17 protein-coding genes are annotated in these 14,119 nt (G+C 37.8%); 12 read left to right on the top strand and 5 right to left on the bottom strand.

Translation table 11 applies throughout. The annotated features are described in order from the left end of the window. Nucleotides 1–153: 153 nt before the first annotated feature. Genes R5R67_RS16005 through R5R67_RS16015 form a run of 3 tightly spaced genes read left to right on the top strand, consistent with a single transcriptional unit; the run spans nt 154 to nt 2,380 of the window. Complete coding sequence (locus R5R67_RS16005) at nt 154–657, top strand: YfiR family protein (RefSeq protein WP_001985194.1); 504 nt, start codon at nt 154–156, stop codon at nt 655–657. Nucleotides 658–662: 5 nt separating this feature from the next. Further along, nucleotides 663–1,886, top strand: coding sequence for a diguanylate cyclase domain-containing protein (locus R5R67_RS16010; RefSeq protein ID WP_002014284.1), 1,224 nt, complete (start codon nt 663–665; stop codon nt 1,884–1,886). A 14-nt stretch (nt 1,887–1,900) separates the two neighbouring features. Then, nucleotides 1,901–2,380 (top strand): OmpA family protein, encoded by a 480-nt coding sequence (locus R5R67_RS16015; protein WP_001097560.1) that lies wholly within the window; start codon nt 1,901–1,903, stop codon nt 2,378–2,380. A gap of 47 nt (nt 2,381–2,427) precedes the next feature. Here the strand turns inward: R5R67_RS16015 and R5R67_RS16020 are convergent, their stop codons facing one another. Continuing rightward, complete coding sequence (locus R5R67_RS16020) at nt 2,428–3,438, bottom strand: metallophosphoesterase (RefSeq protein WP_000267328.1); 1,011 nt, start codon at nt 3,436–3,438, stop codon at nt 2,428–2,430. A gap of 106 nt (nt 3,439–3,544) precedes the next feature. On the opposite strand from R5R67_RS16020, the gene R5R67_RS16025 reads away from it, so the two are divergent. Next, nucleotides 3,545–5,170, top strand: a complete 1,626-nt coding sequence (locus R5R67_RS16025) for a phospholipase D family protein (protein ID WP_000079184.1) — start codon at nt 3,545–3,547, stop codon at nt 5,168–5,170. Here R5R67_RS16025 and R5R67_RS16030 read toward each other — a convergent pair whose 3' ends face one another. Continuing rightward, nucleotides 5,171–5,980, bottom strand: a complete 810-nt coding sequence (locus tag R5R67_RS16030) for a lysophospholipid acyltransferase family protein (protein ID WP_000195147.1) — start codon at nt 5,978–5,980, stop codon at nt 5,171–5,173. Between the two features lie 203 nt (nt 5,981–6,183). Between R5R67_RS16030 and hflX the strand changes: the two genes are divergently transcribed. The 4 genes from hflX (at nt 6,184) to R5R67_RS16050 (ending at nt 9,145) form a co-directional block, all read left to right on the top strand. Beyond that, entirely contained in the window at nt 6,184–7,518 is a 1,335-nt protein-coding gene (gene hflX, locus R5R67_RS16035) for a ribosome rescue GTPase HflX (RefSeq protein WP_000456890.1), read from the top strand. Nucleotides 7,519–7,560: 42 nt separating this feature from the next. After that, nucleotides 7,561–7,932 carry a hypothetical protein gene (locus tag R5R67_RS16040; protein ID WP_000357904.1) on the top strand — a complete coding sequence of 124 codons (372 nt, stop codon included), beginning with the start codon at nt 7,561–7,563 and terminating at the stop codon, nt 7,930–7,932. A 10-nt stretch (nt 7,933–7,942) separates the two neighbouring features. Next, nucleotides 7,943–8,617 carry an LrgB family protein gene (locus R5R67_RS16045; protein WP_000480818.1) on the top strand — a complete coding sequence of 225 codons (675 nt, stop codon included), beginning with the start codon at nt 7,943–7,945 and terminating at the stop codon, nt 8,615–8,617. Between the two features lie 84 nt (nt 8,618–8,701). Continuing rightward, nucleotides 8,702–9,145, top strand: a complete 444-nt coding sequence (locus R5R67_RS16050; RefSeq protein ID WP_000514366.1) for a DUF2147 domain-containing protein — start codon at nt 8,702–8,704, stop codon at nt 9,143–9,145. 42 nt (nt 9,146–9,187) lie between these two features. Here R5R67_RS16050 and R5R67_RS16055 read toward each other — a convergent pair whose 3' ends face one another. Genes R5R67_RS16055 through pdxA form a run of 3 tightly spaced genes read right to left on the bottom strand, consistent with a single transcriptional unit; the run spans nt 9,188 to nt 11,847 of the window. Next, nucleotides 9,188–10,027, bottom strand: coding sequence for a symmetrical bis(5'-nucleosyl)-tetraphosphatase (locus R5R67_RS16055; protein WP_000167234.1), 840 nt, complete (start codon nt 10,025–10,027; stop codon nt 9,188–9,190). Then, a complete protein-coding gene (gene rsmA, locus R5R67_RS16060; RefSeq protein ID WP_318754990.1) occupies nt 10,028–10,840 on the bottom strand; it encodes a 16S rRNA (adenine(1518)-N(6)/adenine(1519)-N(6))-dimethyltransferase RsmA in 813 nt (270 codons plus the stop codon). A gap of 23 nt (nt 10,841–10,863) precedes the next feature. Further along, the gene (gene pdxA, locus R5R67_RS16065) at nt 10,864–11,847 is read right to left on the bottom strand and encodes a 4-hydroxythreonine-4-phosphate dehydrogenase PdxA (protein ID WP_100223351.1); all 984 of its coding nucleotides are present in this window, start codon (nt 11,845–11,847) and stop codon (nt 10,864–10,866) included. A 172-nt stretch (nt 11,848–12,019) separates the two neighbouring features. Here pdxA and rplM point away from each other — a divergent pair, with 172 nt between their 5' ends. From rplM to R5R67_RS16085, 4 genes are all read left to right on the top strand, one after another. After that, on the top strand, nt 12,020–12,448 hold the full coding sequence (gene rplM, locus R5R67_RS16070; protein ID WP_000854895.1) for a 50S ribosomal protein L13: 429 nt from the start codon (nt 12,020–12,022) through the stop codon (nt 12,446–12,448). A gap of 12 nt (nt 12,449–12,460) precedes the next feature. Next, entirely contained in the window at nt 12,461–12,847 is a 387-nt protein-coding gene (rpsI, locus tag R5R67_RS16075) for a 30S ribosomal protein S9 (RefSeq protein WP_000224786.1), read from the top strand. Between the two features lie 170 nt (nt 12,848–13,017). Continuing rightward, nucleotides 13,018–13,671, top strand: coding sequence for a glutathione S-transferase N-terminal domain-containing protein (locus R5R67_RS16080; protein WP_000110147.1), 654 nt, complete (start codon nt 13,018–13,020; stop codon nt 13,669–13,671). 6 nt (nt 13,672–13,677) lie between these two features. Next, nucleotides 13,678–14,106, top strand: a complete 429-nt coding sequence (locus R5R67_RS16085) for a ClpXP protease specificity-enhancing factor (protein ID WP_000003709.1) — start codon at nt 13,678–13,680, stop codon at nt 14,104–14,106. Nucleotides 14,107–14,119 lie beyond the last annotated feature (13 nt).

The raw sequence follows: 14,119 nt of genomic DNA on the forward strand, positions 1-14,119 counted from the left end.
TCTCCCTTTGCAACCCCTTTTTCTAGCATTTCATATCAAGCGGTCGTTTTTTAGGCTTTTTACTAGATATTAGATGAGATATTAAACTTTTTTTAGTTATTCAACTTCATGTAGAATAGATTATTCGTGCAATTGATTTGGCATTAACTCACCATGTGGCACTCCGCTAAGAAAGTATTATTTTGCATACTTGTAGTGTTTGCTACGAGTGGGCCTGCTTATGCCAATTCAAAACATAACTTTTATGTGCTCACTTTATCTATTTTAAGTTATAGCAAATGGGAGAATGTAAGCACGCCTACTCTTTGCGTAATTGATAATGCATCAATTACTTCTACCTTCCAGTCTTATATTCAACAATTATCTTATAACTATCGTGTACAAACCGTTAATGCTAAAGATTTTTCTAAATCGCATTGCCAAGCTGTTTATTTCTCTACCACACCACCTCAGCAGCAGCAAAACTTAATTCAGAATTATCCATATCGTTCTTTGCTTTCTTTAAGTATTAATAATCCAGAATGTGAAGTTGGTAGTATCTTTTGTTTATATAATCAAAATAATTACACCACTTTTAAAGTTAACTTAGATGCATTAAGCCATTCCAAGGTCCATATTGATCCAAGGGTTTTACTCTTGGCTAAGAACGCGGAGTAAGGATTATGATATCTAAGTTGTATCAATCCACTTCGCTACATGCACTTTTTAGAAAATCTCAATTTACGATCTTTGCTATAACTTTTTTTATTTGCTCTTTTACATTTGTATCAATTTCCGTTTTTACGATGGAAACTTATGCAAAACAAAATTTGCAATTACTTAGCCATACTCTTCTTGAGCGTATTCAGCCTGCCGTTGTGTTTAACGATAAGATCACGATCGAACAAATCTTAAATGAATACACAAATGATCACTCTATTCGAGCGATTCATATTTATGACTCTGAACATCACCTGATTGCTCAAAGTTTTAAGTTGTCGAGTCAAACTTCAGTCTTAGAGAAATGGTTTGATCACTGGTTTTTAAATGAGCCGGTACATTTAACGATTTATCATCATCAACAGAATGTAGGTGAACTCACCCTTTTTGGTAGCTCTGAAAAAATATTGCAATTTTTAAAGATGATTATGGTCGGCCTTGCTATTGCGATGCTATTTATTGTTTGTGCATTGTGGTGGTCAGTGAATTTGACTTATCGTCAAATTATGCAAGCGATTTACCCACTCACAAATATTGCTCAAATCGTGAGTGAACAAAAAGCTTATAACCTTCGTTTTCCTTATAACCGAATTAAAGAGTTTCAAGATCTAAATACAGTTTTTAATGAGTTACTTGAAGAAATTCAGATTTGGGATAATCAGCTGCAAAAGGAAAATCGTAAATTATCGTTTCAAGCTCATCATGACCAGCTGACCCTATTACCGAATAGACATTATTTTTATCAAATACTATTAGATATGTTTGAAGATAAGGATTTTGATAATAAGTCAGCCTTATTGTTTATAGATAACAATAACTTCAAATCAATTAATGATCAGTTCGGGCATTTAGCTGGTGATGAAGTTTTAAAAGAGATGGCGAAAAGGTTACAAACGCGTTTACGTCATCAAGATTTTATTGCCCGTTTAGGCGGTGATGAATTTGCGGTTATTTTGCATTCCATTACGCATGCCGATCATTTAATATCTATTGCTGAAAATTTACTCGAAAGCTGTAAAGAACCTTTGCATCTAAATGATCAAACGATTTATTTCAGTTTTAGTGTAGGGATTGCTTTATCCCAATTTGCGTCTAGTCCAGAAGATTTTATTATGCAAGCAGATCAAGCGATGTATAAGGCTAAGACTTCTGAGCAACATTGGTTTATTTATAAACCAGAGAATTAAATTTAGGCTAATTTATGAATACAAGATCTTTGAAACTCTCCTTTATTGCATTGCTGTGCATTGCGCTTGCAGGCTGTTTGAGTTTTGGTCCTTTGAAATATCGTCAAGTAAAAATGCTAAAAAAAGAGGGGTTTGTACTTACTAATGAAGGCTGGACTCTAGGTTTACCAGAACGCTTATTATTTGATTTTAATGATGCAACATTAAAACAAAGTCATGAAGCAGAGCTTACACGTTTAGCAAATCAATTAAATAAATATGATTTGAATAAATTAAAAATCGTTGGTCATACTGACGATGTAGGTAATCCTGAATACAACCAGAAGTTATCTGAAGAACGTGCACAAAGTGTTGCGAACCTATTCTTGACTCACGGTTTTAAAAAGGAAAATATTTACGTTATTGGACGTGGTTCAACTCAACCGTATGTACCGAATACTACCAATGAAAATCGGGCAATTAATCGTCGTGTTGCTATCGTAATTATTCCTTAAATTTTCCATTATAAAAAAGCCAATCCTTTGTGATTGGCTTTTTTATTTTATACAAGTTCAATAATATCAATAGTAGGTGGTACACGAAATCTTAATGGTATTCCAACCATACCTGTTCCTACGGTAACAAATACATCGGCGTGTTCATGCGAATAGAAACCACGTTTATGGCCTAAAATTGATACTTTTTTCATAATATAGTTGGTTACCCACGGAAGTTCGACCTGCCCTCCATGTGTATGACCTGACAACATTAAAGGGCGATTAGGTAATTTAGGAACCATATCTACCGTATCGGGGTTATGGGAAAGAATTAACCATGGTTTATCTTGAGGTAAGTCTGGCATTGAACGCATATCGGTTTTCCCTGCCCATAAGTCACCAATCCCGATTAAACGGAACTCATCAAACTCAACAATTTTTCCTTCAATATCCATTACATCATTGTAGTGAAGTGCATCTTTTAATAATTGTTGAATAGGCGGACCCGGATATTGCTCGTCATGGTTCCCTGGAACTGAATAAACTGGAGCTTTAATATCTTTAAGTACACTCAGTTCCTGTACTAGCTTATCTTCTGGCTCATAAGTCCAGTCTCCTGCCACAACTACTAAGTCTGGCTGTTGTTCATTAAGCTTTTTCACAATGATTTTGAGTTGACGTTCATGCCCAGAGAATAGGCCTATATGTAAATCTGCAATTAAAGCGACTTTTACAGGTTTAGCAAAACGGCGATCTGGGTTTAAACGATATTGGTGAACATCGACACGTACCATATGTGGCTCTATAAAACGTGCGTAAATGAGAATACCGCTTAATAAAAAGATAAAAATGGTTTCATGAATTGAGTAATAACCTATCCAACCGGCATATAAATTAAAGAACCAAAGTGGAATAAGAAGATAAGATAGATAAAAAGCAAGTAAGTGAACAAAAGCTTTAAATGGATGAATCGTTTCAGTACGTGATTGATGAACCCAGGCTTCAATAATTCCCCAGAGAGCAAGTATTGAAAAAATAAAGTAAAAACAAAAGATGATTGAATTTGGGTTCCACATTACGATTCTCGACTTATCTTATATTGATTGCTAGTAATCAAATTCAATATTTATCTTTCAATATGCACGAATTATACTCTAGCTCACCTTATCGTATGTATTGATTATGGCACAATCCTTTCATTCCAAACAGCTTCAAACTCATCAACTGGCTAAAGGCTTTTTGATTAAAGCTTCTATAGTCGTATGTTCAAGTTTCGCTGTGGCTTTGACAGGTTGTAGCACATTACCCAAACATAGCCCTGAACCAATCCAGTACGCACGAGATATCGATACATCTCAAACTTCTCTTTCAAAAATTATTACGCCTTTACGTGAAAAAAATCCGAATTTAACGGGTTATCATCTTTTAAATGATCCCTTAGAAGCGCTCGCGGCTCGCTTAAGGCTGATTGATAAAGCCGAAAAGACTTTAGATTTACAATACTATATTTGGGATAACGATAAAGTCGGTGCTTTGGCTTTACATGCAATTATTCGTGCTGCTGATCGTGGTGTTAAAGTACGTTTATTAATTGACGATAATAATGCTAAAAAGATGGAAGGCGTGTTACTCGCACTTTCTCAACATAAAAATATTGAAGTTAAATTATTTAACCCCTACCGTTTCCGCAAATATCGCGCGATGGATATGATTTTAGACTTAAAACGTATCAATCGTCGTATGCATAACAAGAGCTTTATTGCTGATAATCAGGTTGCGCTTATTGGTGGGCGCAATATGACAAATCAGTATTACAACGTCAGCGACAGTTATCAATTTTCTGACGTCGATGTCATGTTGGTTGGTGCTGCCGTTGATGATATCGTGAATTCTTTTGATGACTACTGGAATCATGAATATGCATATTCAGTCCAAAGTATCGTCAGTGCTCAACAACACCGTTTGCGCTATGAAAGCTTAAAACAACAACTTGATGCTCATTATCAACAAGCCACCGTTCAGAACTTCCTTGACTTAACCTCTAGATCACATGCTTTTGATAAATGGTTAGACCGTAATATTAAATTTGATTGGGTTAAAGCAGAGGTTGTGAAAGACTCACCTGATAAAATTAGATCAAAAGCGAAAAAAGAAGAACATTTAAATTTCCAATTGATTAACCATTTGGAAAAACCAGAAAGCAATGTTGACCTGATTTCGGCTTATTTTATTCCAGAAAAGCAAGGCGCTAAAATTTTAAGTACGCTTGCTAAAGAAGGTGTAGAAGTTCGAGTTTTAACAAACTCATTCAAAGCAAATGACGTAGCTGTTGTTCATGCGTTTTATGGAAAATATCGTAAAGAACTTTTGAAAAACGGCGTTCAACTGTATGAGTTTTTACCAACTCCAGATAAACGCGATTTAAATAAAAATACGGATGAGCTGGCAACTAAAGCGAAAGTAAACATGAAAGGTTTAAGCCGCTCAAGTTTACACACCAAACTTATGGCATTAGATGAACAGGTTTTTATTGGTTCATTTAACTTTGACCCACGTTCGGCGTATTTAAATACTGAAATTGGCGTAATTTTAGATAGTCCATCACTGGCCAAAACAATTCACCATACGATGGATGAAAACTTAAACAAATATGCCTATAAATTAAAGCTCGATCCCAACAATCATATTTACTGGCAACAGGAAACTCCAAAAGGCCCTGTAATTTATAAAAAAGAACCAGAAATGAAATGGTGGCAAAAGGCAGGCATGAAACTACTATCATGGCTGCCACTCGAAGGTTTTATGTAATTAACTTTTTGGCTTAAGTACTTTTTTATGTAATTGAGCTAATCCTTCAACCATTTTTTCTTGCACTTCTTGAGTCAAACTTTTTACATCATGGCCTTCTACCGAAATAGGAGGAAGTGTAAGTAAATGGGCTGTTACTTTCGGCATTTCTAGCACACGTTGAATATGCTCAACGAATGACATCTCACCAATAAATGGTGCAACGGTATCTAACTCACCATGACGGTTTACGTAACAGATTAAACATACCTGTACCGGACGCTGAGCTTCGATAGCAGCTCCGAGTAAACGACCATGAACCCGCTTAACAGAATGGCCATCTGTAGTAGTCGCTTCAGGGAAAAATAAAACTGGAATATTTTGTTTTAAAAATTCGGTAATTTGCTCTCGAATTTTAATGGAGTCACCTGATCCACGTTTAATAAATAAGGTGCCCCCACCTTTCGCCAAATTGCCAAGAATAGGCCACTTTTCTATCTCGGCTTTAGCTAAGAAGAAGACACGTGCACCCGAACCTAAAACGGCGATATCAAGCCAAGAAATATGGTTACTCACCCATAAAGCGGGCTCTCTAGGGATTGTGCCATGTACTTGAACTTCAAGATTAAATACTTGGCATAAACGACGACAGAAATATTGAACATATCGAGTGTTAACAGGGTTATTTGGATCTTTATAAAGTCCATGACGATAAACTAAGTAAAAACCTTCACTGATTGCCGCAGTCGCTGAAGTAACTTTTTTTCCGTATAAACCTATTTTTGAAAATTTCTTTAACGTTGAATTCACTATACTTTGCGTTTGAGTCATAAAATTTCACTAACGATCAATCATTGTTATACCCATCTCGAGTCATTCTATACGTTTCGGAATAAACTTGCATCGCTGTGTGATAGACACAAATAAAAATAAAATGCGCTGTAGTTAATCTAAAGAATAAGAGTAAACCCTTTCCCCTTTTGCTCAAGTTTCCTCTAGAATAAAGTTTTACCTTATTCAGGATTTATAGCCACGTGGAATATGTTGATCGGCATCAAGGCGGTGAACGCACAATATTAGTGAGTGTGTCTGTACAATTATTAGATGATCTGGATGCCGAAGAATTTGCTCTACTTGCACAGTCAGCTGGTGCAGATATTCTTGAGCACATTAAAGTTCAACGTAATAAACCGGACCCTAAGTTTTTTATTGGTTCAGGTAAAGTTGATGAGATTGCAGAACAAGTTCAGGAATTAGAAGCAAGTCTTGTTATTTTTGATCATGCATTAACCCCTGCCCAAGAGCGTAATTTAGAAAAGATTTTAAAATGCCGCGTTATTGACCGCACCGGTCTCATCTTAGATATTTTTGCCCAGCGCGCGCGGACCCATGAAGGTAAATTACAAGTTGAACTTGCTCAGTTAAAACATTTATCAACCCGTTTAATCCGTGGTTGGTCTGCTGATTTTGAACAACAAAAAGGTGGTATTGGTTTACGCGGTCCCGGTGAATCACAACTCGAAACAGACCGTCGTCTCATTCGTGTCCGTATTACCCAGTTAAAAGATAAGTTAGAGAAAGTCCATCAAACCCGTATGCAAGGACGAGCTGCAAGACAAAAAGCTTCGATCCCAACTGTTTCATTAGTCGGTTATACCAACGCGGGTAAATCAACCTTATTTAATATTTTAGCGAAAAGTGATGTATATGCAGCCGACCAACTATTTGCAACACTTGATCCAACCTTACGTCGTCTAGAATGGGATGGAATTGGTACGGTGGTTCTAGCAGATACGGTAGGGTTCGTACGAAACTTACAACATGATTTGGTCGAATCATTTAAAGCAACTTTAGAAGAAACGCTTGAAGCTACCCTGCTTTTACATGTCATCGATAGCAGTAGTCATGACATGCTTGACCAGATTGAAGCCGTTGAAGGTGTATTGAAGGAAATTGGAGCGGATGCACCCGTACTTCGTGTTTATAACAAAATTGATTTGAGTGGCGAAGAAGCAAAAATTATTTATTCAGAGCCCCATGTTCCAGATCGTGTTTATGTATCTGCACACTCAGGGTTAGGTCTAGATTTACTTCGCCAAGCCGTACAAGAGTGTCTAATGGGACAACTTCAACACTTCTCATTGGTACTTAAACCTGCTTATGGCAAATTGCGTACTCAACTTTATGCTTTAAATGTCATTCAATCTGAGCATTATGACGATGAAGGGCTATTACATATTGATATACGAATTGCACCTCATAAGCTTGAGCAGTTAATTCGCCAAGCCAAACTCCCTATAGATGAGATATTAGGTGAACGCGCAAGTCAGTTTAAAAGACCACTGGAAGAGTTTGAAATCAAGCACTAGATCAGTTAAAACTTGATAAGTAAACTTTTAGAGATAAAAAATATGGATAAGATCAAAAGTATAGACTGGGCAGCATGGGTAGGAACCTTACTACTTATTATCGGTTTTCGCGAAGGCTCAGTTGTCGTTATGCGTGCTTTTGGTCATCCAGAGTTAGGCAATCTGGTAGGTTTAATTAGTTTACTTATCGTTTTACTCATTTGGCGTAAATTTAAGAAAATCCCGCTAAGACTTGTCGATACTAATAATAAAGTCATGAAAGAAAGTGGTTTTGCTTTTTTACCCATTTGTGCAGGCTCCTTAATTATGCTGGTGCATATGGGTAAAGAAATTCCGCTATTTCTTTTTGTTTTGGTAGTGAGCACCCTTATACCCTTGTGGGTCTATGCAAAAATGGCAAAACATTGGTTATAAGGAGAATAAAATGTTTATGATTCTTTATGGATTTTTGATCACTTTAGTTGGCTACCTTTGTGCAAAACCATTAAACCGCCGCTTTCCTCAAGTTCCTCTTTTAGTTTTCGGCATGTTCATTGTCATTGGGCTATTGTCAATCTTGAAAGTTCCCTATGAAGAATATCGACTTTACGTAAATGATTTATTCAGCCATTTATTAGGATATGTCACGGTTGCTTTAGCTATACCTTTGGCTGCAATGCGTTATGACGATTTACCTCTTAAATCGGTTATTGGTATTTTATGCTTTGCCAGCATTAGTGCCGTTGCTTTACCAATGGGCCTTGCTTACCTACTGCATATGTCTGAGCCGACTATTTTGGCTTTTGCTACACGTGCAGTAACCACCCCAATTGCTTTAAACATCGCGACCTTATTACATGCTCCAGAGACATTAGTCACTCTCATTGTGATTTTATCCGGAGTTATTGGTGCAGCATTTTCACCATTTTTACTTAAGCATATACACGATGAAAGAGCTTCAGGTTTAGCTCTAGGCTTAGCTGCACATGCAATTGGAACTGCTCAGGCTTGGCAACGTGGACCTGTAGCAGGTCGTTATGCGGCATTTGGTATGGCATTAAACGGTGTATTTACTGCTATTTGGCTACCAACCTTCATGTTATCTTTTGGAATACACTGATTAAAAAGTAGTTTAAATAAACATTGAACCCGTTATTAATTACAAATAAGATGGACCTTTCAAATCTAAAAGGATTTTTTGATTATGGGGAAATTTTTTGTTGGAGCTTTGCTTCTAGTGGGAATAAATACAGCTACTTTTGCAGCTGATATTACAGGTCTTTGGCAAACGATTGACGATAAAACAGGTACACCTAAAGCACATGTAGAAATACGGAAAGAGGCAAATGGTACTTATGCAGGTAAAATCGTAAAAATTACACCGCGCCCAGGTTATACACCAAAAGAAATTTGTGATAACTGCCCTGCACCTTATACCAATAAGCCTATTTTAGGCTTAGATATCGCAACCGGGCTCAAGCAAACTGATAATTCAACCTATACGGGTGGAAAAATTCTAGACCCAAATACAGGTAAAGTTTACGGATTAAAAGCAAAACTCAGTGCAAATGGTAAACGTCTACACATGCGCGGTTACCTTGGGGTATCTGCTTTAGGTCGTAATCAGATCTGGATTCGCCTAGAATAAATATCTTAAAAATAAAAAAAGCCGCTTCAGCGGCTTTTTTTATTACATAACAGGGTTGCTCACAGAAAAAGCTTGTTGATCTTCAAGACGATAAGCAATTAAGTTTTTACCCCATACACAACCACCATCAACATTTTGGATGTGTTCACTAATAGTTCTACCCTCTAGAGCAGCCCAATGTCCAAAAAATATTTGATGGGTTTGTGCAGCCTTACTTGGAAATTCAAACCACGGTAAATAACCTTCTGGCATTGGTGCATCTAAAGTATCTTTAAAACTAAACTCCAAAGCCCCTTCTGCATTAGTTAAACGCATACGAGTTAAGTAATTGGTAATACAACGTAAACGCTCATTACCTGTCAAATCATCTGTCCAAAGATCGGGTTTTGAACCATACATTTCAGCTAAAAATGCATCTAACACAGATAAATCATCATGCGCCAATACAGCCTCAACTTCTTTTGCCAATGCAGCAGTTTTTTGTGCATCCCAAATACAAGGTACACCTGCGTGCGTCAGTATTGTTTGTTCATTTGGAAATAAACATAACGGCTGTTTACGTAACCAATCGATAAGATCATCACCATCCACGGCATCAATAACATCCTGCGTGCGATCTTTTTCTTTAATTTCCTTAAGACCACGAGCACCGGCAATCAGGGTTAAATCATGGTTACCTAATACGGTAGCAGCAGCCCCTCGATCAGCTAGTTTTTTAATAAAACGTAGAGCACCTATAGAGTTTTCACCACGTGCAACCAAGTCACCAGCAAACCAGATAAAATCTTGATCAGGGTCAAAACGTATTTCTTTTAATAGCGCTTTGAGTGCCTCAAAACAACCTTGCACATCTCCAATTATATAGTTATAGCGCTTAGTCATTTATACCACCATTTGATCTGCCAAAGCCACAAACTCTGCAAGAGTTAAAGTTTCTGGACGAGCCATTGGGTCGACTCCTGCTTTCTCGAAACCATCCTCTGCCAACATGCCTTTAAGACTGTTTCTTAGCGTTTTACGGCGCTGAGTAAAGACGTGGGCAACCAAGCGAGCTAAAGCTTTTTCATCTTTCGCCGTAATTGGTTTTTGTTCGTAAGGAACCAAGCGAAATACTGCACTTGTCACTTTTGGTGGCGGGTTAAATGCGCCTGCTGGAACTTCAAATAAAAAGGTAGGCTGACAATAATATTGGATCATGACTGATAAACGGCCATATTCTTTTGTATTCGGTTCAGCAGTAATACGTTCTACCACTTCTTTTTGCAACATGAAGTGCATGTCTTTAACTTGGCTACCAAATTCCAAGAGATGAAAAAGTAATGGTGTAGAAATGTTATAAGGCAAATTGCCGACAACGCGTAATGGACGCCCATCTTTTACAAGCTGACTAAAATCATATTTTAATGCATCAGCTTCTACGATAGTTAAACGTTCTGGATGTGGCACGCGTTCAGGTAAGCCGGCAGCTAAATCACGGTCTAATTCAACTACAGTTAATGCATCACATTCTCCAATTAAAGGAGAAGTTAAAGCAGCTAAACCTGGACCAATTTCGACGATATTATCACCCGTACGCGGATTGACTGAGCGTACAATTTTGGCAATGACTCGTTGATCATGTAAGAAGTTTTGACCAAAACGTTTACGAGCTTTATGCCCTTCATCTTTCGGGTTTAGGGCATTAATTTGATACATAGAACATTTCCAACATGAAAAATTTAACTCGCTGCCAAGGATAAAGCTAAATCGACAGCGACATTTAAACTTGAGCTTTTTGCCAATCCTGTCCCAGCTAAAGACAGAGCAGTACCATGATCGACCGAAGTTCGAATAAATGGTAAGCCCAATGTGATATTGATTGCTTCACCAAAACCCTGTGATTTTAACACAGGTAAGCCTTGATCATGGTACATCGCAAGAACAGCGTCAGCATTTTTAAGATGTTCAGGCGTAAATAAAGTATCAGCTGGCAAACTTAAACTTAATTTAACTCCCTGTGATCGGTAGCATTCAAGTACCGGATTGATCGTATCAATCTCTTCACGCCCCAAATAACCATCTTCGCCTGCATGAGGATTTAACCCACATACTAAGACTCGAGGATCATTAATTTTAAACTTGGTCTTTAAGTCGTGAAGTAAAATATCAATCACTTGATGCAAGCGTTCTTTGGTAATTGCATCTGCGACATCTCTTAATGGTAAATGAGTTGTCACCAGAGCCACCCGCAACGTTTTCGTTGCCAGCATCATAACAACACGCTCTACACCTGCAAATTCTTGATAATATTCAGTATGCCCACTAAATAAAATCCCTGCATCATTAATCACCGACTTTTGAACAGGAGCAGTGGTTACACCGACGCTCTTACCAGACATAGCATAATCAGCTGAGCGACGTAATTGCTCTAATACATAAGCGGCATTAGCAGCATTAAGCTGTCCATCAACGACTATAGTTTCTAGGGGTACATGTTCTATATAAAGCTCACCTTGCAAAGACGGTTCAGCTTGTCCGCTATACTCTAAAAATTTAATGTCTAGACCAAGCTTTTGAGCGCGTTGTTGTACTAGATTTCGATCAGCCAAAACCACAACAGGACGTTCATCAACCCGTTTTGCCAGACTTAAACAAATATCTGGACCAATACCGGCAGGTTCACCGGAAGTGACATATAAAGGCAGCACAATCACCCCCGACACATCTCTAAAATTTGAATTATTTTAACATATCCTACATTCATCGGATTAGGGATAAAATTATGTAGCTTATATGGGATTTTTCTTGTGATTGACAACAAACTCGTTTAGAATCTCGTCTCCTTTTTGTTTGAGCGATGTCTAGCTCAAACCAACTATAATAGGTAGTGTTTGAATGAAAACTCTCAGCGCAAAGCCTGCTGAAGTACAACACGATTGGTTCGTTGTTGATGCTACAGGTAAAACTCTTGGTCGTTTAGCGACTGAAATTGCACGTCGTTTACGCGGTAAGCACAAAACTTCTTATACTCCTCACGTTGACACTGGTGACTACATCATCGTTATCAATGCTGAACAAGTTCAAGTGACTGGTAACAAAGCGCTTGACAAGAAATACTATCGCCACACTGAATTCCCAGGCGGTTTAAAAGAAACTAATTTCGAAAAATTAGTTGCTCACAAACCTGAAGAAATCTTTGAACGTGCTGTTAAAGGCATGTTGCCAAAAGGTCCTCTTGGTTATGCAATGATCAAGAAGATGAAAGTGTACGCTGGTAGCGAGCATCCACACGCTGCTCAACAGCCACAAGTTTTGGACATCTAAGGGATACAGCACATGGCTACTAATTATGGTACAGGTCGCCGTAAGACCGCAACTGCACGTGTTTTCTTGTCAGCTGGTACAGGCAAACTCGTTATTAACAACCGTACTTTAGAGCAATATTTCGGTCGTGAAACTGCTCGTATGGTTGTTCGTCAACCTTTAGAGCTTTTAGAAGCTACTGAAAAATATGACCTTTACATCACTGTTAAAGGTGGGGGTATCGGTGGTCAAGCTGGTGCGATCCGTCACGGTATTACTCGTGCACTTATCGCTGCTGACGAAACTTTAAAACCTGTTCTTCGTCAAGCTGGTTTCGTTACTCGTGATGCTCGTGAAGTTGAACGTAAGAAACTTGGTTTACGTAAAGCTCGTAAACGTCCTCAATTCTCTAAACGTTAATTCGTTTACCGAATCGGACAAAAAGCCTTGGTTTTCCCAAGGCTTTTTTATTGCATATTCATTTTGTAGATGAGTGAAACAGATAAATATATGAAACTCTATCTTTGTCACCGTGATTTCCACGCATATTTTTAGTATTCTAACCGATTCACACAACCATACCTTGTGATATGTCGGTCGAAAACACCTCAATTCAGGGAATTACCCTTTACAGCCATGCTGATGATTTCCGTTCACACTGGATCCGTTTTTTATTGGCAGAAAAACAAATTAAATATCAATTAATCGTAACTGATCACGAAGATGAAGATCTGGCAAGCTTAAATCCTTATAATCAATTGCCAATGCTGGTTGAGCAAAATCTTAAATTATTTTCAGCACCTATTATTGCTGAGTATCTCGATGACCGATATCGTCAGAATAAACTATATGCCGATGCCCCTATGGCACGTGCAGAGCAACGCCAATATATTTGGCGTCTTGAAAATGATTGGTTTAAGTTGGCCGATCATATGCTCAGACATGCAGATACGTTAAATGTAGAACAAAAACAAAAAGCACAAAAAGAATTGCGTGATACCTTAATATCACTTACCCCTTTATTTCAGCATTTCCCTTATTTTATGTCCGAAAATTTTTCAATTCTGGACTGTATGCTTGCTCCAATTTTTGTGAGGCTTAATAGCATGGGAATTGATTTACCAAAGCAGCAGTGTCGACCTATATTTTTGTATTGTAAACGTATCTTTAACCGCCCTTCTTTTGTTAAATCAATGACGCCCCAAGAGAAAACCCGTTACAATGAACTATTAAATATGGAATAGTGTGATATGTCTGAGCAAACTATTGAATTAACCCCTACACGTCCTTATCTTGCTCGTGCAATCTATGAATGGATTTGTGACAATCAACTCACACCTTATTTACTCGTTGATGCAACACAACCGCACACTGATGTACCACAACAGTTTGTGAAAGATGGACAAATTGTTTTAAACATTGTGCCTCATGCGGTACATCAACTACTCATTAGCAATGATGCGATTACATTTTCAGCACGTTTTGGCGGCGTTTCCAAAGATATTTACGTACCTATTCAAGCAGTTTTAGGTATTTATGCACGTGAAAATGGACAAGGTTTATTCTTTGACCCTGAAGAATATGCCAATGTAGCGCCTGTAGAAGATAAGTTAGACTCAGAAACACAAGAAACATCTGAACCAACCAAGAAAAAGCCAACATTAAGAATTTTAGATTAATTTTAGAGGAATA

It is taken from the genome of Acinetobacter sp. OYA S30 (assembly GCF_033599315.1).
Classification (GTDB): Bacteria; Pseudomonadota; Gammaproteobacteria; order Pseudomonadales; family Moraxellaceae; genus Acinetobacter; species Acinetobacter baumannii.

Coding starts and splice junctions, on each gene's coding strand:
- R5R67_RS16005 (WP_001985194.1), top strand. CDS start 154: ATGTGGCACTCCGCTAAGAAAGTATTATTTTGCATACTTGTAGTGTTT.
- R5R67_RS16010 (WP_002014284.1), top strand. CDS start 663: ATGATATCTAAGTTGTATCAATCCACTTCGCTACATGCACTTTTTAGA.
- R5R67_RS16015 (WP_001097560.1), top strand. CDS start 1,901: ATGAATACAAGATCTTTGAAACTCTCCTTTATTGCATTGCTGTGCATT.
- R5R67_RS16020 (WP_000267328.1), bottom strand. CDS start 3,438: ATGTGGAACCCAAATTCAATCATCTTTTGTTTTTACTTTATTTTTTCA.
- R5R67_RS16025 (WP_000079184.1), top strand. CDS start 3,545: ATGGCACAATCCTTTCATTCCAAACAGCTTCAAACTCATCAACTGGCT.
- R5R67_RS16030 (WP_000195147.1), bottom strand. CDS start 5,980: ATGACTCAAACGCAAAGTATAGTGAATTCAACGTTAAAGAAATTTTCA.
- R5R67_RS16040 (WP_000357904.1), top strand. CDS start 7,561: ATGGATAAGATCAAAAGTATAGACTGGGCAGCATGGGTAGGAACCTTA.
- R5R67_RS16045 (WP_000480818.1), top strand. CDS start 7,943: ATGTTTATGATTCTTTATGGATTTTTGATCACTTTAGTTGGCTACCTT.
- R5R67_RS16050 (WP_000514366.1), top strand. CDS start 8,702: ATGGGGAAATTTTTTGTTGGAGCTTTGCTTCTAGTGGGAATAAATACA.
- R5R67_RS16055 (WP_000167234.1), bottom strand. CDS start 10,027: ATGACTAAGCGCTATAACTATATAATTGGAGATGTGCAAGGTTGTTTT.
- rsmA (WP_318754990.1), bottom strand. CDS start 10,840: ATGTATCAAATTAATGCCCTAAACCCGAAAGATGAAGGGCATAAAGCT.
- rplM (WP_000854895.1), top strand. CDS start 12,020: ATGAAAACTCTCAGCGCAAAGCCTGCTGAAGTACAACACGATTGGTTC.
- rpsI (WP_000224786.1), top strand. CDS start 12,461: ATGGCTACTAATTATGGTACAGGTCGCCGTAAGACCGCAACTGCACGT.
- R5R67_RS16080 (WP_000110147.1), top strand. CDS start 13,018: ATGTCGGTCGAAAACACCTCAATTCAGGGAATTACCCTTTACAGCCAT.
- R5R67_RS16085 (WP_000003709.1), top strand. CDS start 13,678: ATGTCTGAGCAAACTATTGAATTAACCCCTACACGTCCTTATCTTGCT.